Origin of the sequence: Vibrio sp. YT-16 (genome assembly GCF_033337405.1) — a bacterium.
In the GTDB taxonomy this organism is placed as follows: Bacteria; Pseudomonadota; Gammaproteobacteria; order Enterobacterales; family Vibrionaceae; genus Vibrio; species Vibrio alginolyticus.
In genome coordinates this window covers 201,311-223,310 of sequence record NZ_JAWOQQ010000006.1, presented here as the reverse complement: position 1 = coordinate 223,310, position 22,000 = coordinate 201,311, and the positions used below count along the sequence as shown (strand labels likewise).

Sequence of the window (22,000 nt, the reverse complement as noted above, 5' to 3'; positions counted from 1 at the left end):
CTCTCCGGTAAGTATAGTTACAATTTGAAAGTCGGTTATTTACTCTGAAGTCAGGACGTTTTTGATGACATTTAGTACCTGTCACCCACCGATTTTTCGTCTCATTATTAGAACTTCAGATTCTGAAAGTCTTTCACCAAGTTTAGTCATTTTATGACTAAAAGATCGGCGATTTTGGTTACCTTTTTGTGACTAATCCCACTTTATATGCAGAAAGTTGCAAAAAAATAGCCTTCAATTCTGTAATTTTTTTTCTTTTCGGTGGCGAATTCTACCACTGAATGAATCCAATATCACTGTTTAAGAATTGTCTTAGGACAAGGTTTTATCGAGAAATATTAATTTTTTGGATCGAAATAAATGGACTTAAAAGTTTCGGTTTGACTATAATAAGTTTCACATCGAAACTTAAAATCAAAACTTAAATGTCGAAACGAAATACTCAATTAAGAAGACACGCCATTTCTAACTTGGTTTCTGAACTAGGAGAAGTCAGCGTTGATGAACTTGCTCAGAAATTCGAAACCTCAGAGGTCACGATTAGAAAGGATTTAGCTTCTTTAGAGAAAAACGGCCAACTTCTACGCCGCTATGGCGGTGCGATTGCTATCCCAAAGGAAGTCATTCACGAAGAATTGGGCGCTAATGTTTCGACTCGAAAGTTAAGCTTAGCAAAAGCAGCAGCATCATTGATTCGCGATCATAATCGCATCGTGATCGACAGTGGCAGCACGACTGCCGCGCTGATTCAACAGTTGAATGATAAACGTGGCTTAGTGGTCATGACCAACTCGTTGCATGTTGCTAACGCCCTAAATGAATTAGAGAGCGAACCGACACTGCTGATGACTGGCGGTACTTGGGATACGCACTCAGAGTCCTTTCAAGGCAAAGTAGCCGAATCTGTATTACGAGCTTACGACTTTGACCAACTATTCATCGGTGCGGATGGCATCGATCTCGAGCGTGGAACCACGACATTTAATGAATTGGTTGGCTTAAGTAAGGTAATGGCAGAAGCGTCACGTGAAGTGATCGTAATGATCGAGTCCGAAAAAATCGGCCGTAAGATCCCAAACTTAGAGCTCGCTTGGCATCAAGTTGATGTGTTGGTGACCGATGCAGATATCGAAGCAGAGCATAAAGTACAGATTGAACAACATGGCGTGAAAGTCATTTGCGCCTAATAATGTAATCAGTTTCATATTTCACTTCCCTCTGGATAAAGGCCTTTGCTTGCTGCCTCTATTTGAAATCATGGCTAGGGAAGAACAAAACTACAAACGGAGATAAACACATGTGTGGAATCGTAGGTGCAGTAGCACAACGAGATGTTGCAGAAATTTTGGTTGAAGGTCTACGCCGCTTAGAGTACCGCGGTTACGACTCTGCTGGCGTTGCGGTTGTTGATGGCGAATCAAACCTAACGCGCGTTCGTCGCTTGGGTAAAGTACAAGAATTGGCTGATGCAGTAGAAGAAGCAAAAGTGATCGGCGGAACTGGTATTGCGCACACTCGTTGGGCGACGCACGGTGAACCTTCTGAAATCAATGCTCACCCACACATGTCTGGTGATATCGCAGTGGTCCATAACGGCATCATCGAAAACCATGAAGAGCTGCGTGAGCTGCTTCAATCTCGTGGCTACGTGTTTGAATCGCAAACGGATACAGAAGTTATCGCACACATGGTTGAGTGGGAACTTCGTACTTCAGAAACGCTATTAGAAGCGGTACAAAAAACAGCAAAACAACTTGAAGGCGCATACGGCACGGTAGCGTTGGATCGCAAAGATCCTTCACGCATCGTAGTAGCGCGTTCAGGCAGCCCGATCGTGATCGGTTTTGGTGTGGGTGAAAACTTCCTAGCGTCTGACCAACTTGCATTACTTAACGTTACGCGCCGTTTCATGTACCTAGAAGAAGGTGACGTAGCAGAAATTACTCGCCGTGAAGTCACTGTGTTTGATGCAACGGGTGAGCCAGTTGAGCGTGAAATTGTTGAATCTAACGCAGAGCATGATGCAGGTGATAAAGGCCAATACCGTCACTTCATGCAAAAAGAAATCTATGAGCAACCTAAAGCGTTGATCAACACAATGGAAGGTCGTATCACGTCAGATTCTGTTGTGACAGACGCGATCGGTGTGCACGCGGCAGACATTCTAAGCAAAGTAGAACACGTACAAATCGTCGCGTGTGGTACGTCTTACAACGCAGGTATGACGGCACGTTACTGGTTTGAAGACATTGCAGGCGTGAGCTGTGACGTCGAAATCGCGTCTGAGTTCCGTTACCGTAAGTTTGTGACTCGTCCAAACAGCCTATTGATCACGTTGTCTCAGTCTGGTGAAACCGCTGATACCCTAGCAGCACTTCGCCTAGCAAAAGAGAAAGGTTACATGGCGGCGATGACCATCTGTAACGTAGCGGGTTCCTCTTTGGTTCGTGAATCAGATTTTGCATTCATGACTCGCGCTGGTGTTGAAATCGGTGTGGCTTCAACCAAAGCGTTCACGACTCAACTTTCTGCACTACTTATGTTGGTAACGGCACTGGGTAAAGAGCAAGGTCGCATCAGCAAAGATAAAGAAAAAGAGATTGTTGAAGCGCTACACGCACTTCCTAAGCAAATCAACGCGGCACTTTCTTTCGAGAAAGAAATTGAAGCACTAGCAACGGATTTTGCAGACAAGCACCACACATTGTTCCTAGGCCGTGGCGAGTTCTACCCAATCGCGATGGAAGCGTCTCTAAAACTGAAAGAGATCTCGTACATCCACGCAGAAGCGTACGCGGCGGGTGAACTAAAACACGGTCCTCTTGCGCTGATTGATGCTGACATGCCTGTTGTTGTGGTTGCACCAAGCAACGACCTACTTGAAAAGCTAAAATCAAACGTTGAAGAAGTGCGTGCGCGTGGCGGCCTTCTATACGTATTCGCAGATGCAGACGCAGGCTTCGAAGGCGATGAGACAATGAAGATCATCACTATGCCTCACGTTAGTGAAATCACGGCGGCGATCTACTACACCATCCCAATGCAGTTGCTGTCTTACTACGTAGCACTGATCAAAGGTACGGACGTAGACCAACCACGTAACCTAGCGAAAGCGGTAACGGTTGAGTAATTACGCTTAACAGCAAAAATCCTGAGCGGCACATGCGAGAGTATGTGCCGCTTTTTTATTTAAACCCATTTTAAGGTTTGTGAGTTATTGACCCAACTGGTGAGCGGTTAGAATTGCAGAGTAGACATTTTCTGCCGTCACTGGGAATGGCATATTGTGGATGGTTTCTCCCTCGGCCGTTGAGGCTTCGGCGACCTCGCGCAACTTAGCGTGGTTAAGCTCTTTAACGCCCATATCAAATAAGTTGGTTGGTAGACCTACAGAGCGGCAGAATGCAAGAACCGTATTAATCTCTTCCATCGCTGCGTTTTCTAGTACCAGCTGAACTAGTGTGCCGAACGCGACTTTCTCACCATGATAGAGATGATGACACTCTTCAAGCTTAGTTAGGCCGTTATGAATAGCGTGAGCACCCGCTAGACCACTGCTTTCAAAACCGATACCGCTAAGGTATGTATTGGCTTCAATAATGTTTTCTACCGCTTTGGTGCTCACACCATTTTCTACTGCAGCTTTTGCTTTTACACCATCTTCAAGCAAGGTTTCATAGCAAAGTTTCGCAAGCGCTTGTGCTGAACGCGTCGCTAACCCACCAGCCATTGTTGCCTTACCAGAAGTCATGTTGGCACGAGCTTCAAAGTAGGTGGAAAGCGCGTCGCCCATCCCCGATACAAGTAAGCGAACAGGGGCTTTGGCGATGACTGACGTATCCATGATGACCATGTCTGGGTTTTTAGGGATCATCAAATATTCTGCAAATTCACCTTCAGGTGTGTATATCACCGCAAGCGCTGAGGTTGGCGCATCAGTCGAGGCAATCGTAGGAACCACCACGACAGGAATTTTTGTGTAAAACGCAACAGCCTTTGCTGTATCTAACGTTTTACCACCACCAATACCGACAATGACATCGTGTTTCTGAGTGGCACAAATGTCCGTGATGCGTTCAATCTCAACGCGTGAACATTCGCCACCAAAAATGTTCATAGTGAGTGGAAGCTTTTCGTCAGCAAAACTTTGTTTGACGTCATCACCAACCAGGTTAGTCACGAACTCATCGGCAATTACTAACGGGCGTTCACCCAATGTTTTCACATAGTGAGCGATAGATGTAAGTACTTGTTCACCTTGGACGTATTTGCTTGGGCTGATAATAATTTTGTCCATAATTCAAACCTTTAACCTTTTTTATGAGTGTTTTGGACTGCAATGAATATCCATTGTAGGGATAAGGTTTATATTAGGTTTGGTGTGGTAAGTGGTGAAGGATATCTCTGGTTTTGTTCCATGCTTTTATGACCTCTGTGTCAAACCGACTGCCAGAAGTAATAAGAATCAGCATGCTTTATGGCGACGATCACTATTCAGGAAAATTTGTCGTTTTTCGTTTCATATTGAAACAATAATGCCGAAGTTTTTGTTTCAATATGAAACGGATTGATTTTTGTTGAGCACGCATTTTCTCTGTTTAAGATGAATTCATACCCTACATAAAAATATAAATGGAATGAGATAGAACGATGAAAAAGTTAATTAACCAAGTTGATGATGTTGTATTGCAGCAAATGGAAGGTCTGGCTTTATCTCGCCCAGAGCTAAAAGCGAACTACGAACCTCGTTACATGTGGCACGAGGAAACACCGGGGCAAGTGGCACTGGTTTCTGGTGGTGGCTGTGGTCATGAACCTTTGCACGCAGGTTTTATTGGTAAAGGCATGCTGACAGGCGCCTGCCCTGGAGAGGTATTTACTTCACCAACGCCAGATCAAATGTACGAATGTGGCAACCAAGTGAATACTGGTGAAGGCGTGCTATTTATCATTAAAAACTACACCGGAGACGTGTTGAACTTTGAAACGGCTGTGGAGCTGCTTCATACCGATGGCATCAAAGTTGGGTCGGTGTTGGTGGATGACGATGTTGCAGTCAAAGACAGCCTGTATACCGCTGGTCGCCGTGGCGTTACTGGAACGGTATTGGTTGAAAAGTTAGTTGGGGCTGCCGCGAACAAAGGTTATTCGTTGGAGCAATGTGAAGCACTGGCTCGTCGCGTGAATAATCACTGTCGTTCATTTGGTGTGGCACTTAATGCTTGTGTTGTACCAGCGGCGGGTAAACCATCTTTTGTTCTGGAAGATGATGAAGTTGAGTTTGGTGTTGGTATCCATGGTGAACCAGGTATCAAGCGAGTGAAATACACCGACGCCGATACGTTAGTGGATGAGATGTTTGCTGAAGTTGCTGAAAACACGCCTTATCAGCGCACATTGCGTATTTGGAATCGTGACGAAGGTGAATGGGATGAAGTGGAATCCAGCATTGAGCCTTTCGCCGCTGAACACGACTACATCGTGATGGTGAATGGTATGGGTGGTACGCCAACTTCAGAGCTTTACGGAGTGTACCGCCGTCTGGCTCATAACTGCGAGCAAGCAGGGTTCCGTATCGTGCGTAATATGGTTGGTAACTTCTGTACGTCACTCGATATGGAAGGCGTTTCGATTACGTTGCTGAAGGCAGATAAAGAGATGTTGGAGCTGTTCGATGCTCCTGTCGATACGGCCGCGATCAAGTGGTAAGAGGGGGGAGCAAACATGCAAATTGAAAAACAACATATCGTTCACTGGCTAGAGTTATGTGCAAAAACGTATCAAGAGAATCAAGATTTTCTGACCGACCTTGATCGTGATATTGGTGACGCAGACCATGGTCTCAATATGAACCGTGGCTTTAAAAAAGTTGCTGAAAAACTGCCGCAATTTGCGGACCAAAATATCGGCAGCATTCTCAAGAATACGGGCATGACCTTACTTTCTAGTGTTGGTGGGGCAAGTGGCCCGCTGTATGGCACGCTGTTTATTCGCACGGCTGCCGCTGTCGGAACCCGAGAGCAACTAACGTTTGAAGAGTTGGTCGATGCACTAAAAAGCGGTGTGGATGGCGTGGTGTCTCGTGGTAAAGCAGAGCTGGGTGATAAAACCATGTGTGATGTTTGGTTACCCGTTTTAGTTAGCGTGAAGGCGTCGTTAGAAAATGGCATGAGCGCCGATCACTTACTTAATGAAATGGTTGAGCTAGCAGAAACGAACGCGGTTGCCACGATTGAAATGTTGGCGAAAAAAGGGCGAGCAAGCTATTTAGGTGAACGCAGTATTGGTCACCAAGATCCCGGTGCAACCTCTTCTTTGTTAATGATTAAAGCACTACAGCAGGCAATAGCAGGTAATTAAGATGGTGGGAATTGTAGTTGTATCTCATAGTCGTCGACTTGCCGAAGGGGTGGCAGAACTTGCCACCCAAATGACGCAAGGCAAAGCCAAGCTTGCGATTGCTGCTGGGATTGATGATCCAGAGAACCCGATCGGAACCGATGCCATTGCCGTGATGGAAGCGATTGAGCAGGTACAAGATCAACAAGGGGTTGTTGTGTTGATGGATCTTGGCAGCGCGTTGCTTAGCACGGAAATGGCTCTGGACCTGATTGATGATCATGTGAGGGAAAATGTCACCCTTATCTCGGCACCTATTGTTGAAGGAACCATGGCGGCGTCGGTGGCTGCCGCCGCCGGACTGCCTTTATCGACGGTAGTCGAAGAGGCACAGAATGCGTTAAGCGTAAAACAAGAGCACCTTGGTGATCAGCCACTAACATCCGCTGAGATAGCGCCAGTATCAGAGAACTTTGAGCAAGAATGGACATTTGATTGGGTAGTGCAAAATCCGCATGGATTACATGCTCGTCCCGCTGCGGCCATTGTTGGTGCACTCGCGCCTTTTGACTGCCAATTATGGTTGAAAAAAGGCGAGCGCCGTGTGAACGCGAAAAGCTTAAACAGCATTGCGAAACTTGGCGTTCGTAGCCAAGAGACGATCACGCTGTGCGCACTCGGCTCTCAATCCAGTGAAGCAATCAAGGCATTTGAAGCCTTAGCTTATGAGCACTTCGGAGAAAAAGAGGCGGTTGAGCAAGGCATTATCGAACCTGAAGAAAGTTCAGATACTCTGCTCGATGGCATGGCCTCAAATCAGATTGAAGGTGCTGTTGTTGGTATTCGAGTCAATGACGGTATCGCTACTGCTCCTGCTGTCCTTTTTACTCATGAAATGCCAGCAGTGCCTGAACGTGATTTCCAAAGTGAACAAGATGAAATTGAACGGGTTAAGCGTGCGATAGGCGTGGTTGTTCAACATTTGCAGGAGCAAGCGAAGCAGCCGAAAGGGGAAATATTTGCTGCTCATAGCATGATGCTCAGTGACCCAGAATTATGGGCATCGGTCGAGTCGCGAATTCAAACGGGCATGATAGCCGAGCAAGCTTGGGTAGAATCACTGCAAACGTTGGCCGAAGAGTTTCGCCAGGCAGAAAGTCAGTACATGCGGGAACGCGAAGCAGATGTACATGATATCGCACGCCAAGTTATGGTCGAAATGACAGGCGTAACGCCTAATGCCATCGACATTCAGGAACCGAGTATTTTGTTGGCCCGCGACCTGATGCCTTCTGATGTGGCCGGGCTTGATAAATCGAAAGTGCTTGGTATCTGTTTGAGTGAGGGAGGGAAAACCTCTCACAGTGCGATTCTTGCTCGTGCGATGGGGATTCCTGCCATCGTTAAAGCTCAGGGCTGCCTTGATGCTGTGCGTGCTGGTCAAGTGGTGACTATTGATGGCTTCCGAGGGCATTTATGGTTCTCTCCTTCAGATGCCGTACAGCAGGAATTAGAAGCTCAGCAAATTGAGTGGCAAAGCATCCGACAACGTGCATTAGCGAGTGCTCAGCAAGCCGCAGTCACCTGTGATGGTGTCCATATTCCAGTACTCGCCAATATTGGTGGACCGAAAGATATTGATGATGCACTAACATCAGGAGCTGAGGGCGTTGGTCTATTTCGGACTGAGTTTCTATTTCAAAACAGTGATGAGTTGCCGACTGAGGAAGCGCAATACCAAGTGTATCGTGATATTGCAGCCGCACTTGGTGATAAGCCACTTACGATTCGTAGTCTAGATGTTGGCGGTGATAAGCCTTTAGCCGCTTATCCTATGCCAGCAGAAGATAATCCATTTTTAGGTTTGAGAGGGGTGCGGTTGTGCCTTCAACATGAGTCATTGTTTACCGCTCAACTTCGAGCCATTCTGAGAGCCTTTCACGAGCAACCGAATATTCAATTGATGATACCGATGGTGGCTCAGGTTGAAGAAGTGAGAAAAGTAAAAGTGCTGTTGGCGCATCAAGCAAACCAACTCGGCTTGGATGCGACTCATTTGCCCGTTGGTATTATGATTGAGGTACCAGCCGCGGTGTTAAATGCTGATGCGTTAGCCCAAGAAGTCGACTTTTTCTCTATCGGCACCAATGATTTGACTCAATATGTTATGGCCGCCGATCGAGGTAACGCCGCTGTTGCTGAATTGGTGAACTACTTTGAACCATCGGTACTAAAAGCCATTGAGCTCACGTGTGCAGCAGGCGATCGCGCGGGCATACCGGTTAGTATGTGTGGTGAGATGGCTGGCGATCCAAATGCCACAGAAACATTGCTTCGCGTGGGGTTGCGAAAATTCAGCGCCAGTTCGAGTATGCTCCCGGGACTAAAAGCGCAGATTCGTCAGTTGTCTGTCGATGTTTAATCGATACCTTATCGTTAGTACATCTGTACCGGCGTGCTTACGCCGGTTTTACTTTTGTTCTAGGAACGCCAATTCACGACTTAATACAGCTTCATTTGCTCCTGCAGCCCAAACTTATTAATTTTTCTCCATAAGGTCGTGCGGCCAATTTGCAATGCTTTCGCCATATCATGCATTTTGCCATCACACTGATTCCAAGCTTGAACGATAGCTCTTCTCTCGGCTTCTTCTAACGTGATTACTGGCGTATTTTCTGCGGTATGGCGAGAATTCAGTTTAATGTCTTCAGGAATATCGTTCAGCTTGATTAAGTTCGAACTGCGATTAAGCAAAATTCGCTCAGTTCGGTTTCTTAATTCGGAGTTATTGCCTGACCAACGAAAATTCATCAACGCTTCCAGTGCGACTGGCTCTATCGAGATAGTCACATTGTGGCGGCGTTCGTAATGGCTGATAAGCTGCTGGACGAGAAATTCAATGTCTTCTTTACGCTTTCGTAGTGGTGGAATGTGCAGCTCGTTCGAGGAGATTTCATAATAAAGTTGCCGACCAAATGAGCGCTGAGTGACATACTCGCTGATCTCTGAAGCGGTGCTCGTGATAAGTTGAAAGTCTACGGGGATCAATCGCAAACTGTCGCTGCGGCTGACGAGCCCAGTTTTTAACAACTTAAGTAGCACGGCTTGTAAATCGGGCGACAGATATTCCACCTTTTCTAAAAAGAGCGTACCGCCATGGGCGAGCTCAAACTTTGAAGGCATGCCTTGCCCTTCGTCATACCCCAGAGTTTCTTTGACCAGTTGCTCTGTATTGATGGAGCGGCAGTTGAGCGTAATGAACGGCCCTTCTTTGTAGGTGCTTTCGTTATGAATCGCCATGGCGAGAGTGGCTTTTCCTACACCTTCTTCACCCGTAATTAGAATCGGTGATTTGGACTTTATGGCCCGTTTTGCCACGGTAATGACATGCTTCATTTTTCGTGAAATGACGGGCAAAGTGCTGAACGTATAGCGCGCACTGCCACCTATTTGTTGTTGAGCAAGTTCGCGAATTTTATCGATAGGGTGCAAGAACAATAAGTGTGTGCCGTCGTTGAGTGGACGCAAGGTGATGATCGCCTCAACAAACTCGCCACGAACCTCTACCGTTGTGAGTTTACGGTTTATGCTCGCACCTGACTCAATACTAGTAAGGACATTCGGTGGGAAGCGCAAAACAGAAAAGACTTCTTTATCCAAGACCTGACTGGCTTCAATGTTTAACAAACGCTCGGACTGGTGATTTACCATGGTGATGCGATTTTCTTCATCCCACGCTAGAAGGCCGTCATCCATGCACTCTAACGTTGCGTTATGCGCACAAGTGAGGCGGTTCATGTTCTCTTGTTCCGACTGAATGTGGATTTGCAAGCTGACTTCTTTCGCGCTCGACGCGATGATGACTAAGTCTTCTTTCTTATAGCTTTCCGCTTTTCTGAAAAGGCATGTTGTACCGCGTAATTTGCCAAATTGGTCAAAAACAGGCGCCGCTACAGAGGCATAAGAGTGCAAGTGGCGATTGAAATGTTCGGCGGCAAAAACTTCACACGGGATATGAGTATTGATACAGAGATTGACTGCATTTGTGCCTATCTTTCCTTCGGAGAGAAAACAGCCTTGTTTTATGCCGAGCGTTTGCATCTCTTGTCGCATAGAGTCGTGCCCGACGGTGGAGAGAATACAGCCGTTGCCATCGGTTACCATCAATACCAGGTCTTCGTCCCCTAGCATGTCGTAAGTGTCTTCAAGTACGGTCGTGGCGCATTCGATGAGATGTTCGTTGCGCTTCATTAGAGATGAGAAGGTAAATCCAGAGGCAATATGTGGTTTTGACCAGGTGTAAGGGCTGCATTGCTTTATGCAACGCTCCCACGACTCGAGGACGGGAGTGCGGGAAAATTCTGGAGATACCCAGTGGTGTTTCTGGAAAAACTCCCACTTAGTTTTAGTGTCTTCGATTGAAAGCATGCGATACCGTTTCAATACTAGCGATAGATTGGTCTGATGTTACAGAGACATCGGAATATGGACTGTGATGGCTTTCACGCACGTTGTATAGAAGAATGTGCAAAAAGAGGGGCGAGTTGAGGAGGCTTCCTTGCCAGTTTTTCGATTAAAAAGGGCTGTCTTTGCCGAGCTCATTGCAAATCTCGACAATGGCAAGTGAGAGCCCTGACTTAATGATTTGTTGTTGACGTTGCAGTTGTAGCTGATAAAACTCAAGGTCGATGTCGTCATCTGGTTCGCTGACTTCCAGTTGTACCATGCCCATTTTCTTCACCAAGTGCAGTTTCTTAATTGGTTCTAGAATATTCGGGTCAGTGAATTCGTAATCTGAAGCGTCACTATTGAGTTGGTTTTTGAGTTTGATGATGTCTTCGATGTCGTGGTAAATGTCATCGGGGAGCACTCCCAAGCCAAACAATAACTTCAAACGAACAGACAGATCGCCCAGCGGTCCAGAGTCTTGTAGCAGCGGACCGACAACCGATTGAACAGCGAAGTTATCTTTACGAAAGATTCTTTGCACCAACCCGTCGATCGAATCGTTAAAAACGTCGACTGCTGCAATGAAAAAGCCTCGTACCGATGGTGCGCTGTTTAATCGCTCAATGATCTCGGTTTCGTTGATGTTATCTGCCATATACTGAATACATTTCTAATTATTAGCTATCCCAACTCTTCAAGCAGAGAAGGACATAGAAGGGGAGCCGAGCTCCCCTAGGTAAATCAAAGTTGGTTGTAAAGTGTCTCGATTTGAGCCACTTCAGCACTGTCTTCTGCAAGACCTGTGTATGTCGCTAGCGTCTTCTTCACACCCACTTCTTTTAATGAGTTTTGTAGCTCTACGGCTTGTGGGTCAGTGTCGTTAGTGTACTTCAACGCAGCGGCAATGCCTTTCAAAAGTGTTTGATTTTCAGTGCCATACTCAATTGTACCGAGTAAAGGCTTCACTAATCTATCGTTTGCACCCAATTTTCGAATTGGTTGACGACCTACGCGATCCACCTCATCCACTAAGTATGGGTTGGCAAAGCGTCCTAAAATCTTCTCGATGTAGGCGTTGTGCATGTCACGGTCGAAGCCGTAACGTTTGATCAGCACTTCACCACTCTCTTGCATCGCCTGTTTTACTTCAGCGTGAATGCTTGGGTCTTCAATTGCTTCACGAATGGTACGATGGCCTTTCAAGCAACCTAGGTAAGCGGTAATGCAATGGCCTGTATTGAGAGTGAATAGCTTGCGTTCTACGAATGCCATTAGGTTGTTGGTTCTTTCCATGCCAGCTATGTCAGGGATTTCGCCCTTGAATTGCTGCTCATCCACAATCCATTCGCTAAAACTCTCTACAGTGACTTCTAGTGGGTCATCGTTCGCCGCTTCTGCTGGTGGTACGATACGGTCTACCGCTGAATCGACAAAGCCAACCAACTCGTCTGCTTTCGCGTGCAATGATTCATCCAAGTGTTTATACACTTCACCTTTTAGGTGTGTGGTGCCACGAACCATGTTTTCACACGCTATGATGTTCAATGGTTTATCGTTACCTGCTGCAAAGCGTTTAGCAATGCCGGTAGCGATGGTTTTTGCAATGATGTCCAGTACGTTAGGGCCAACCGCTGTTGTTACCAAGTCGGTTTTTACAATGCGGTCAATGACATCTTCACTGGCTGAGTTAACCGCGGTGACGTGAGTTACTGTGTCGATTTGGCACTCAGTACCGACCACTTTTACTTTGTATTCTTGCTTGTGACTCAGTTGGTCGACGAGTGGAGCGTCAACGTCTGCGAATGTCACCTCGACTTCTGCGTCTGCTAATAGTTTACCGATGAAGCCACGACCAATGTTACCTGCGCCAAAATGAACTGCGTTTTTCATAATTCTTACCTACCAATGTCTAAAATGTTGACTTACGAAACTAGGGGGAGGCCAACCGCATAGGGGGTGACAGCTGACCTCATTTGCCTCAGGAGCAAATTAAAGGGGTAATTAAGCCGCTTGTTGACCGCCAAGGATGTTTAGAATCTCTTCCACATCGTTGGTGCTGGTTAGCTTCTCAATTGCCTCCGGCTCATCGAGCGCGTTCGTAATGGTGGTAATCACCTGGATGTGCTCATCGTTCTTAGCGGCAATGCCGATAACCAGTTTCGCAACATCGTCGTCGTCTTCAGTAAATTGGATACCCGATGGGTATTGGCAGATTACAATGCCGGTTTTCTTCACGCGGTCTTTCGCTTCCACCGTACCGTGAGGCACTGCGATAGATTCGCCTAGGTAAGTTGGAACCAATGCTTCACGCTCAAACATCGCGTCTACGTATTCTGGTTCTGCGTAGCCAAGTTCGACCAACTTGTTGCCCGCGAAGCGAATCGCTTCTTCTTTGTTGGCAGCTTTCAAACCTAGGTGAATGTTTTCACGCTGGATTTGGAACACCGACGTTTGCTGTGGCTCGAAGTTGTCGTCGTTTGCTGCCACGAGCGAAACTTTTACCATTTGGTCGTCATTGGCTGCGGATTGGTTTTGCGCTGCTAGTAGTTTGGTGACTAGCTGGTTGTACATCTCGCTATCTAGGAAGTTAGTCAATGAAATGTGGTGTGCGTTTGGAGCATGCTTACGTGCACGATCCGTTAAGTCTTTATGAGTAATCACGATATCTGCACTCTCTGGTAAGCTGTTAATGGCAAGGTTGGTTACGTGGATGTTCAGACCTGCGTCTTGAACCTTTTTGCGTAGCATGCTCGCGCCCATTGCACTCGAGCCCATGCCCGCATCACAAGCGACAATGATGCTTTGTACTGTCGCTAGGTCTACGTCACCTTTGCTTTGGCTGTTTACCACCGCATCGTTTTTAGATGCAGATTTCATGTCTTTCATTTGTGATGTTGCTTTTTCTAGTGCTGCTTCATCACCGTCTTCTTCTGTTGACGTTTGAGTCTTCATTAGCAGTGCTGCTACGGCGAATGACACGCCTGTTGCTGCTGCGATAGACGCTAGAACACCAACGATTGAGCCTTTCTGAGTCATCAACAAGATTGCAAAGATTGAACCTGGTGATGCTGGAGAAACGATACCTGCGTTAAAGATAGTTAGTACGAATACGCCAGTCATACCACCTGCGATAGCCGCAAGGATTAGGCGAGGGTTCATTAGGATGTATGGGAAGTAAATCTCGTGGATACCGCCGAAGAAGTGGATGATTGATGCACCACCTGCCGTTTGACGAGCCGTACCTTTACCAAACACCATGTAAGCTAGCAGGATACCAAGACCAGGACCTGGGTTTGCTTCGATTAGGAAGAAGATCGACTGACCTGTTTCAGACGCTTGCTGGATACCCAGTGGAGAGAAAATACCGTGGTTGATCGCATTGTTTAGGAAAAGGATCTTCGCAGGCTCAACGAAGATTGAAGTCAGTGGTAGTAGGTGAGCAGAAACTAGGAAGTTAACGCCTGCCGCCAAGCCACCAGAAAGAATTTTTACGAATGGACCGATAAAGATGAAGGCAAGGATCGCACATAGCATGCCGATGATGCCCGCAGAGAAGTTGTTAACCAACATCTCGAAGCCACTTTTTACTTTACCATCGATGTAGTTATCGAATTTCTTGATAGCCCAGCCGCCCATTGGGCCGACCATCATTGCGCCCATAAACATTGGGATGTCTGTGCCTACAATCACACCCATTGTTGTGATTGCACCGACTACCGCACCACGATCGCCACCAACTAATTTACCACCGGTGTAACCGATAAGTAGTGGCAGCAAGTAGGTAATCATTGGGCCAACCATAGAGGCTAATGTTTCGTTTGGTAGCCATCCCGTTGGGATAAATAGAGCAGTGATAAAGCCCCACGCGATAAACGCGCCGATGTTTGGCATTACCATGTTTGACAGAAAACGACCAAAATTTTGTATCTTGATCTTGGCATCTGGTGATATCATAACAATTCCCCGTTCGATGTTCTGATGAATCTTGTTGTAGTAAACGGTTCGCCAAAACCGTTTGTTTGATTGCTTAGTACCCAATCAATTTACCACACATTTTCCAATTGGAACTGACAACGGGTTTTTCGTGATCTACGCCCGCATTTCTTAGGCTGAGAAACGGTTTTTAAGTGACCAAGTTCAACTTATTAACTTGTAACTTAATAACAAAAAGCCACTTTTAAATCTGTCAATAAAAATCTTAGTGATCAATCCGATCTTCTGACAAATTTAAAATCAAAATACTTTGTGACTTTGATCACTTTTGATTTTTTTTGAAATTCGAATTAAATACTTGTAATGATCAATGTCACGTTTTGTGTTGAGTTGTGGTGGATTTAAAGTGTGACCTGGATCTGTTTTTGTTTTTTGTGAAAGTTTGTGACGGAATTGGTGAGATAAATGCTATCTAGATCTTTCGATAGATTGTATCTATAAGAGCCTTTTCGGCGCACTTCACGGAGCACGCCTAATTAGTTGATGAAAGGGTAAATAAAGAGAGTCGCCACACGGTTCTTCTTGTGATTCCCAACTCTCTACTTAATCACTGTTCTTAATCATCGTTGCTATTAGTATGATAGACGAGGTAGTCATGAGCTTGCTCGCGTCCCATATACCTTGCCAACGTCTTTTCTTGAACATCGCGCAAATCCACCATAATCAATCCATCTAGAGCGTTATTGAATGCAGGGTCGACGTTGAAGCATACCAGCTTGCCATTGAGGCTTAAGTACTGACGCAGCAAAACGGGCACTCCTTTCCCTTCATCGATTCTGGCAATGACACGTGACAATAGCTGTAAATCACCCAGAGCAGTGAGCATGCTGGTGTTCCAGTCACGGTGGTGCTCAGGAAGTGGGTTAGAAGGTGTGACGTACTCTGCGCAATTGTTGTCGTAGTGGTGCAGTGTCATTGATTGAGCCAGTAATTGACGTGCAGTATCGCTATAATCGTTGCTAATGCTTACCGGACCAAATAGGTGAGTGTAATCTGGGTTTTGATGAACGAACGTTGCGATGCCTTTCCACAGTAGCAGTAGCGCGCTCATGCTCTTTTGATATTGATGTGCAATCACAGAGCGCCCCATCTCAATGGATTTACCCATTTGGTCGATAAAGCGTTGGTCATAGTTAAACAACGTTCGTGAATACAGACCTGCTACGCCGCGCTTTTCAATCAGTTGATCAACCAGACCTAAACGATACGCGCCCACCAAGCATTGGTTCTCTCTGTCCCACACAAACAGATGCAGGTAATCATGATCGAAATGGTCAATGTCTATTGCTAGTCCAGTCCCTTCGCCAACTTGTCGGAAATTGAGCTCACGTAGGCGACCAATTTCATGCAGTAGGGAAGGGATACTCTGCGACTCCGTGCAGTAAACATCGAACTCACCACTTGTTAGCAGCTTGGACTCTTTTGGTAAGTTGTTCAGCTCTTCAAGCAATTCGCCTACGGGTAACCCTGCCGCTATTGGAGAGAGCATTTCTGATGAAGAAGAAGGCTTCACTGAATGGGTTTCACGATTGAGCAAGTAAGTGTTGAGCCGCAAATAGTTCACCACTTGATCATCGTTAAGTGTGTTGATCTCTTTGAATTTGATCACTTGGCCAAAAGATAAATCGATGGTTTGCGCATGTTTGTTTAGCAACTCTCGACCAAGCAGTAGGGTACGCAAAAGTGGATGGATTTTCCCTGCCATATAGAAGCGTTTCGAGTTCTGGCCACTGATGAATACTGGAACTGTCGTTGCTTTGTTTTTGCGAATTAGGCTACTTACGCTTCGACTCCACGCTTTGTCTTCCAAGCGTTGCTGTTTGGCATCGACTAACTGGGAAACCTCACCGGCAGGAAAGACAAGCAATAAGCCGCCACTTGCGAGGTGTTTATTAGCCGCTCTGAGGGCCTTCATATTTGATTTGACGGCGTCTTTGCCTTCAAACACATCGACACCAATGAAGAGCTGATCTAACTCTGGTACGGTTTTCAGGTATTGATTGGCTAGAATTTGGATATCGTCTCGTACCATCAACAAGAGTTCGGCCAAGATGACGCCTTCCACACAACCAAGCGGGTGGTTCGCCACAATGACGGTAGCACCTTGTTTAGGCACTGAGTCGAGTGAACCATGAGCAATGCGATAATCGATACCTAAAATATCCAACGTGAAGCGGAGAAAAGTTTTGGTATCGGCATTAACGGGGCGTTGAGCGTAGAACTTATCAAGCTGGTTTAAACCGGTTGCCCATTCAGCAACGTTTTCACCAATGCCAAACGGCGTTTTACGAGGGAGACGAAAAGGGGTTGAACTATCCATATTTACCTCAGCGTACAAGTTGCTGATTGGATAGTAGAAATTACAGATGACAGTTAAGAGGCAAAAGCATGAGCCTTTGGTGACAAACCAATGAAGCTTTATTGACTAAAGAAAACGGTATATCACTGTGCTATGAATCAAAACTCGCGTTATGTCTCCCTCTTAAAACAATAGATAGGCTATCTTATCTAGAACAAAGATTAAGCTAAGTTGATATTTATCAGGGGGAAATAATGGAACGAGTTTCCAATAAAGCAGCACTTTGGATTGGGCTAAGTTTGATACTTGGTCTTGGCATCCTTGGCTATTTTATGCAGCAGACGGCGGTGAAATACCGAGCCTATGAAAGAGTCGTGACAGTAAAAGGTTTGTCGGAGCGTGAGTATCCTGCTGATACGGTGATTTGGCCGATTCAATTTACTCTAGCGAGTAATGATATGGGAGCCATGTTTGATGAAATTGACCAGCAAACCCGTTTGATTTTGGACTTTCTAAGTGCCAAAGGGCTTCCTGAAACCAGCGTTTCCCTTTCTTCCCCAGCGGTCATTGACAGAAAAGCACAGCAATATGGGAGCGAGCAAGACATTGAGTATCGTTATTTGGCCTCGCGAACCGTTACGGTTTACAGCCAGAGTGTTGATGTTGTTCGAGCGGCAATCAATGAAATAGGTGAGCTAGGAAAACAAGGCGTTTTGCTTAACCAAGATCCTTATGCAAATCGTGTTGAGTACAGCTTTACTAAGCTGAATGATGTGAAGCCAGACATGATCGAAGAAGCGACTAAGAATGCGCGTGAAGTGGCTGAGAAATTTGCGAAAGACTCACAGAGTTCACTGGGTAAGATCAAACGTGCAACTCAAGGGCAGTTCTCGATTTATGACCGAGACAGCAACACGCCTTACATTAAGAAAGTACGAGTGGTATCGACGGTTCAATATTACTTATCTGATTAAAGTTGCGCTCATATAGTCAATAGTTGGTCGTTCCATCACCTTCTATTTGTAGAGGTATCTATGCTCTGTGATAGGGAAATCAGTCTTCGATGACGCTATATACAAGTACTTTTTTATAAAACTAAGTTCTTAACAGTGATGAGGTGAGTTTGATAATAATCAAGCTCACTTGTTTCTTATGAGCGTAAGTTAGTATGACTTATTGCTAGAAGGAATTAGTATCATGGCATACAAGCACTTTATTAGAGAACTACTGGGTTTAGCGATTGTTGTCTCTGTCGTCTTTGGCGTATTAGGCGTGATGTTAGAGCTCTTCGCACTGACGGCACTTTGGGAGCATCAGCAAACGATAGCCGATGTTTTCTTCCATGAATCTCTCTACTTCATCGTATTTTTAATCCCACCATACTTCCTCTGGAAGTTGATTAACCGTCCTGAATTGGTTTCTGCTGACCAAGCTTATTTGGCAATGAAGTTAGAGGCTGAAAGTCGACAATGAGTCGATTTAGTGAGTAATGAAAAGAAGAGGCTATGAGAAAACATTAGCCTCTTCTCTATCTGATTCGTGGGGTAAAATATTCGCTGCTTTATTGATTAAAAAGCTGCTTCGATTGTGCCTTTGAAAGTGCGATCGAGATAATCACGAATCGCTTGAGATTGATAAATAGAAACGAACTTTTTATACGCTTCATTATTTTTGTCTGCGTCACGAGTGGCGATGACCATGACTGCTAATGGGGCGTCTTTTGCTTCAAGATAGATACTTTGTTTCTTCGGATCTAAACCAGAAGACATTACGTAGTTCATTGTAATCGCAGCCGCGTCCACATCATCTAATGTTCTTGGTAGCTGAGCGGCATCTACCTCGACAAATTCAAATGATTTTGCGTTTTTTGTGATATCAGTTAGGGCGGCTTTATGGCCAACACCCTGTTTCAGCTCAATTAAACCTGCATCGGCGAGTAGCAACAGACCACGACCACCGTTGGTAGGGTCATTTGGAAGCGCTATACGTGCATTGTTTGGAAGCTCTTGCAGTGAGCGATACTTATTGGAATAAAGCCCCATACGCATAAGAATGGACTGACCAATTGATACTAATTGGGCGTTATGGCTACTGTTGAAGTTGTCTAAAAATGGCTGGTGCTGATAGCTGTTAATATCGATGCTACCGTCGCTAAGGGCGGCATTAGGTGTCACGTAGTCAGAAAACTCAATGACTTCGACATTCAAACCTTGCTTTGCTGCCTCCTTCGCTACCGCCTCGACTACTTGTGCATGTGGTCCAACTGTCGCGCCCACTTTAATGACAGAGTCATCTTTTTCTCCACAAGCGCTTAAGCCGACTACTGCCGTGAGAATCAAAGCTAGTTTCTTTAAGTGACCAATACTTTTCATTGTAGCTCCATTTTTTGTTTTAGACGTCTATACGTCCATACTATCAGAAGTTGTCTGAGGGTCAATGGTTTAAATCACGAGCAGACATTTTGTTTCTATTGCTCGTATAGAGAGCCAGATAATAGTTAAAGAAGAGGGGAAGAGGAAAAGCTATTACGAGGTTAGTGACGAGTTACCGCAACTGTACCCAAAGATATAAGATACAAAAAAGGCGTAGTAGGTATTAACCTGCTACGCCTTTCGAAATATGGTGGCCCCTCGCAGACTTGAACTGCGGACCAATCGATTATGAGTCCTACCAGGTTCATTTTTATGAGTATGCAATGCTTGGTAATTTCTATTAAATTCAAATATTTATCTGTTTGTCTTTGTTGCGTTAGTTTGCATTGATTTTCATGTCACTTTTCTCTTGTCTGACCCATTACCTGACCTAGCTTTGCTTAGGTAGGAAGTTTGTCAATATCATTTTTGGCTGCTTTTAGGTTATGCCTGTTGACCTAGAAAGTTAACTTCGCCAAAAAAGACAAGAGAAAATCAGAATGTTAACTGTTACTAAAATTCAATCCGCGACCAGTCGTAAAAATTCCTATTATCTCTGGGATCAGTCAGGTCAACGAGGTATAGGGCGTTTGGGTGTAAAAATTTTCACTAGTGGGAAAAAGCAGTTCGTGTTTCGCTACTACCAGCAACAGAAAGAAAAATTTATCTCAATCGGTTTATTCAGTACACGTGCTGGCAGTATGACTCTTACAGAAGCTCGCGAGAAAGCCCAGGTCTTCTCACAACTGTTGCTCGGCGGAAAAGATCCTAAATTGCATCTTGAACAACAAGAGAGCGAGCAGAAAAAAATTGATGCAGAGAGTAAAAGCTTAGGAACCATTGATGAGCTATTTCATAGCTATACGGAGCGCATGAAAATAGATGGAAAGAGAACGTATGAAGACGTGCGAAATGCGCTGGTACGAGAATTCTATCCATATATAGACAGAAACACCAAAGCGTGTGATGTAACGACTGATGATATTAAATACGTTATTAGTAAGATGATCCAGCGCGGAGCTATCACCCAAAGTAACCGAGTACGTAGCTATGTGATGGCGGCGTTTAACCATGGGATGCGCTTTGATAACGATCCTCGCTATTTCTCTTTAGAGTCGAAATTTGGCATAAAATACAATCCAGTAGCACCAATTCCTAAGCAAAAAGACGGAGAGCGCATTGGTGAAAGGTTCTTAGAATGGCGAGAGTTACGGCGTCTGCTAAAAGATCTTCGTGAAAACTATGATCTTGTACCCATCGGACAAGATTTGAGGCACTTACTTCAACTGTGCATCTATCTAGGGGGGCAACGACCATATGAGGTGATTACACTTGAATGGTGGAATGTTGATTGGGAAGAGAAGTTTATCTGTATTACTAAAGAACGTTCCAAAAACAAAAAAGATCATATCGTACCGTTGAACGGATTGGCTTTTGAAATACTTCAGAAACAATATGAGCTTTCTGGTGGTGGACGATATGTTTTTCCAAATCCTAAAGATGCAGAAGAACCCATGAGGACTAGCTCAATTTGTCGTGCAGTGACTCGTTATCGCGATGCCGTGGGGTTCGATAAGTTTGTGCCTAAGGATCTTCGCCGAACGTGTAAAACTTTGATGGGGGCATGCCGAATCAGCAAGGAAGTTCGAGATCGTATTCAAAATCACGCGTTACAAGATGTGAGTACACGTCACTATGATCGCTATGACTATTTTGACGATAAGTTAGTTGGGCTTGAAGCCTGGAGCAGTAAATTGAAAGAGTTGATTGGGTATGTTCCACCAGCGTTGTCAGTTGTACCCTCCGCTGAAACGTTACCTTTTCCAGACATTAAAAGTCCCCAGTCGCTAAGAGCTAGTCTTAAATAAAGATTGTTTTTGAAAGCCCCTCTGGGGCTTTCTGTCTATTAGTTGCTTCAATTAAAGCCGCTTGATGATGTAGGTTCGTTCTGCACTACTATGACGTCTAACTTTTAGTGTCTAACTTTTAGTTGCACATAATTATATGATATTTAGTGTGTTTTTTACTTTTGTGTGTCTTTTGAAGAGTACATTGATGTTTTGACGTATTACTATCGAAATTCTCCATCTTTATTTTTAAGGTAATGATTTATATATGTTTTATTGTTAGGTTTGAATTTTCGATTGGTCAGCAGGGAATCTGTTGAGCAGTACTTCAAATTTGTGTGTAGCAGCTATCTTAATTGGGTCTACGAGTGAGCTGCACCATAAAAATGCTAGTGCAGGAGTGATCAGAACTAGATATGTGAGATGTTAGATACAATAGAAGAACAACGATATCAAAGCGCTATGAATTGTATTTAAATGTCTGATAATAATGAAAATTTCAAGGTGTTATTCTCATGTAACCTTTGACCGATCATAAACATCGTTGGGTAAGATTCAATAATGCATATTAGAGGTCAAGCAAAACAACGATAGAGCTTCTTTCACTTTTTGCAGTCAGTGATCATGGAAAACAACGATATAAAAACCAATTCTATTTTATC

Annotated in this window: 15 protein-coding genes; 8 read left to right on the top strand and 7 right to left on the bottom strand. The window is 45.0% G+C overall.

Annotated features, from left to right (window positions below; genetic code table 11):
• Positions 1 to 425 precede the first annotated feature (425 nt).
• Both R7F07_RS13135 and glmS read left to right on the top strand, forming a co-directional pair.
• Positions 426 to 1,187 carry a DeoR/GlpR family DNA-binding transcription regulator gene (locus tag R7F07_RS13135; protein ID WP_054574260.1) on the top strand — a complete coding sequence of 254 codons (762 nt, stop codon included), beginning with the start codon at positions 426 to 428 and terminating at the stop codon, positions 1,185 to 1,187.
• Positions 1,188 to 1,297: 110 nt separating this feature from the next.
• Entirely contained in the window at positions 1,298 to 3,130 is a 1,833-nt protein-coding gene (gene glmS, locus R7F07_RS13130; protein WP_054574261.1) for a glutamine--fructose-6-phosphate transaminase (isomerizing), read from the top strand.
• Positions 3,131 to 3,214: 84 nt separating this feature from the next.
• Here glmS and R7F07_RS13125 read toward each other — a convergent pair whose 3' ends face one another.
• Positions 3,215 to 4,297, bottom strand: coding sequence for a glycerol dehydrogenase (locus R7F07_RS13125; protein WP_005379703.1), 1,083 nt, complete (start codon positions 4,295 to 4,297; stop codon positions 3,215 to 3,217).
• Positions 4,298 to 4,650: 353 nt separating this feature from the next.
• On the opposite strand from R7F07_RS13125, the gene dhaK reads away from it, so the two are divergent.
• The 3 genes from dhaK to ptsP are packed head-to-tail and all read left to right on the top strand — an operon-like array spanning position 4,651 to position 8,761.
• Positions 4,651 to 5,709, top strand: a complete 1,059-nt coding sequence (dhaK, locus tag R7F07_RS13120; RefSeq protein ID WP_171342784.1) for a dihydroxyacetone kinase subunit DhaK — start codon at positions 4,651 to 4,653, stop codon at positions 5,707 to 5,709.
• A 15-nt stretch (positions 5,710 to 5,724) separates the two neighbouring features.
• On the top strand, positions 5,725 to 6,360 hold the full coding sequence (gene dhaL, locus R7F07_RS13115; RefSeq protein ID WP_005379705.1) for a dihydroxyacetone kinase subunit DhaL: 636 nt from the start codon (positions 5,725 to 5,727) through the stop codon (positions 6,358 to 6,360).
• 1 nt (position 6,361) lies between these two features.
• On the top strand, positions 6,362 to 8,761 hold the full coding sequence (gene ptsP, locus R7F07_RS13110; protein WP_062730760.1) for a phosphoenolpyruvate--protein phosphotransferase: 2,400 nt from the start codon (positions 6,362 to 6,364) through the stop codon (positions 8,759 to 8,761).
• Positions 8,762 to 8,841: 80 nt separating this feature from the next.
• Here ptsP and dhaR read toward each other — a convergent pair whose 3' ends face one another.
• The 5 genes from dhaR to R7F07_RS13085 all read right to left on the bottom strand — a co-directional run bounded on the left by dhaR (position 8,842) and on the right by R7F07_RS13085 (position 17,101).
• Complete coding sequence (gene dhaR, locus R7F07_RS13105; RefSeq protein ID WP_158159547.1) at positions 8,842 to 10,767, bottom strand: dihydroxyacetone kinase operon transcriptional regulator DhaR; 1,926 nt, start codon at positions 10,765 to 10,767, stop codon at positions 8,842 to 8,844.
• Between the two features lie 145 nt (positions 10,768 to 10,912).
• On the bottom strand, positions 10,913 to 11,443 hold the full coding sequence (locus R7F07_RS13100) for an MltR family transcriptional regulator (RefSeq protein WP_005379708.1): 531 nt from the start codon (positions 11,441 to 11,443) through the stop codon (positions 10,913 to 10,915).
• An 86-nt stretch (positions 11,444 to 11,529) separates the two neighbouring features.
• A complete protein-coding gene (locus R7F07_RS13095) occupies positions 11,530 to 12,678 on the bottom strand; it encodes a mannitol-1-phosphate 5-dehydrogenase (protein ID WP_062730758.1) in 1,149 nt (382 codons plus the stop codon).
• A 111-nt stretch (positions 12,679 to 12,789) separates the two neighbouring features.
• Positions 12,790 to 14,742 (bottom strand): PTS mannitol transporter subunit IICBA, encoded by a 1,953-nt coding sequence (locus R7F07_RS13090; RefSeq protein ID WP_005379710.1) that lies wholly within the window; start codon positions 14,740 to 14,742, stop codon positions 12,790 to 12,792.
• A gap of 595 nt (positions 14,743 to 15,337) precedes the next feature.
• Positions 15,338 to 17,101, bottom strand: a complete 1,764-nt coding sequence (locus tag R7F07_RS13085) for a lysophospholipid acyltransferase family protein (RefSeq protein WP_017820256.1) — start codon at positions 17,099 to 17,101, stop codon at positions 15,338 to 15,340.
• Between the two features lie 233 nt (positions 17,102 to 17,334).
• Between R7F07_RS13085 and R7F07_RS13080 the strand changes: the two genes are divergently transcribed.
• Together R7F07_RS13080 and R7F07_RS13075 are read left to right on the top strand one after the other, a co-directional pair.
• Positions 17,335 to 18,054 carry an SIMPL domain-containing protein gene (locus R7F07_RS13080; protein WP_005379714.1) on the top strand — a complete coding sequence of 240 codons (720 nt, stop codon included), beginning with the start codon at positions 17,335 to 17,337 and terminating at the stop codon, positions 18,052 to 18,054.
• Between the two features lie 223 nt (positions 18,055 to 18,277).
• Positions 18,278 to 18,553 carry a hypothetical protein gene (locus R7F07_RS13075; RefSeq protein ID WP_005383040.1) on the top strand — a complete coding sequence of 92 codons (276 nt, stop codon included), beginning with the start codon at positions 18,278 to 18,280 and terminating at the stop codon, positions 18,551 to 18,553.
• Between the two features lie 95 nt (positions 18,554 to 18,648).
• Here R7F07_RS13075 and R7F07_RS13070 read toward each other — a convergent pair whose 3' ends face one another.
• Positions 18,649 to 19,452: a MetQ/NlpA family ABC transporter substrate-binding protein gene (locus R7F07_RS13070; protein ID WP_017633488.1), complete on the bottom strand. Its 804-nt coding sequence runs from the start codon at positions 19,450 to 19,452 to the stop codon at positions 18,649 to 18,651.
• Between the two features lie 539 nt (positions 19,453 to 19,991).
• Here R7F07_RS13070 and R7F07_RS13065 point away from each other — a divergent pair.
• A complete protein-coding gene (locus R7F07_RS13065; protein WP_029838330.1) occupies positions 19,992 to 21,359 on the top strand; it encodes a tyrosine-type recombinase/integrase in 1,368 nt (455 codons plus the stop codon).
• Positions 21,360 to 22,000 lie beyond the last annotated feature (641 nt).

What these genes read in the sequence shown, in the direction of transcription:
- dhaL (WP_005379705.1), top strand. Translation starts at nt 5,725, where the DNA reads ATGCAAATTGAAAAACAACATATCGTTCACTGGCTAGAGTTATGTGCA.
- R7F07_RS13100 (WP_005379708.1), bottom strand. Translation starts at nt 11,443, where the DNA reads ATGGCAGATAACATCAACGAAACCGAGATCATTGAGCGATTAAACAGC.
- R7F07_RS13070 (WP_017633488.1), bottom strand. Translation starts at nt 19,452, where the DNA reads ATGAAAAGTATTGGTCACTTAAAGAAACTAGCTTTGATTCTCACGGCA.
- dhaR (WP_158159547.1), bottom strand. Translation starts at nt 10,767, where the DNA reads ATGCTTTCAATCGAAGACACTAAAACTAAGTGGGAGTTTTTCCAGAAA.
- R7F07_RS13075 (WP_005383040.1), top strand. Translation starts at nt 18,278, where the DNA reads ATGGCATACAAGCACTTTATTAGAGAACTACTGGGTTTAGCGATTGTT.
- R7F07_RS13065 (WP_029838330.1), top strand. Translation starts at nt 19,992, where the DNA reads ATGTTAACTGTTACTAAAATTCAATCCGCGACCAGTCGTAAAAATTCC.
- R7F07_RS13080 (WP_005379714.1), top strand. Translation starts at nt 17,335, where the DNA reads ATGGAACGAGTTTCCAATAAAGCAGCACTTTGGATTGGGCTAAGTTTG.
- R7F07_RS13095 (WP_062730758.1), bottom strand. Translation starts at nt 12,678, where the DNA reads ATGAAAAACGCAGTTCATTTTGGCGCAGGTAACATTGGTCGTGGCTTC.
- R7F07_RS13125 (WP_005379703.1), bottom strand. Translation starts at nt 4,297, where the DNA reads ATGGACAAAATTATTATCAGCCCAAGCAAATACGTCCAAGGTGAACAA.
- R7F07_RS13085 (WP_017820256.1), bottom strand. Translation starts at nt 17,101, where the DNA reads ATGGATAGTTCAACCCCTTTTCGTCTCCCTCGTAAAACGCCGTTTGGC.
- R7F07_RS13090 (WP_005379710.1), bottom strand. Translation starts at nt 14,742, where the DNA reads ATGATATCACCAGATGCCAAGATCAAGATACAAAATTTTGGTCGTTTT.
- R7F07_RS13135 (WP_054574260.1), top strand. Translation starts at nt 426, where the DNA reads ATGTCGAAACGAAATACTCAATTAAGAAGACACGCCATTTCTAACTTG.
- glmS (WP_054574261.1), top strand. Translation starts at nt 1,298, where the DNA reads ATGTGTGGAATCGTAGGTGCAGTAGCACAACGAGATGTTGCAGAAATT.
- ptsP (WP_062730760.1), top strand. Translation starts at nt 6,362, where the DNA reads ATGGTGGGAATTGTAGTTGTATCTCATAGTCGTCGACTTGCCGAAGGG.
- dhaK (WP_171342784.1), top strand. Translation starts at nt 4,651, where the DNA reads ATGAAAAAGTTAATTAACCAAGTTGATGATGTTGTATTGCAGCAAATG.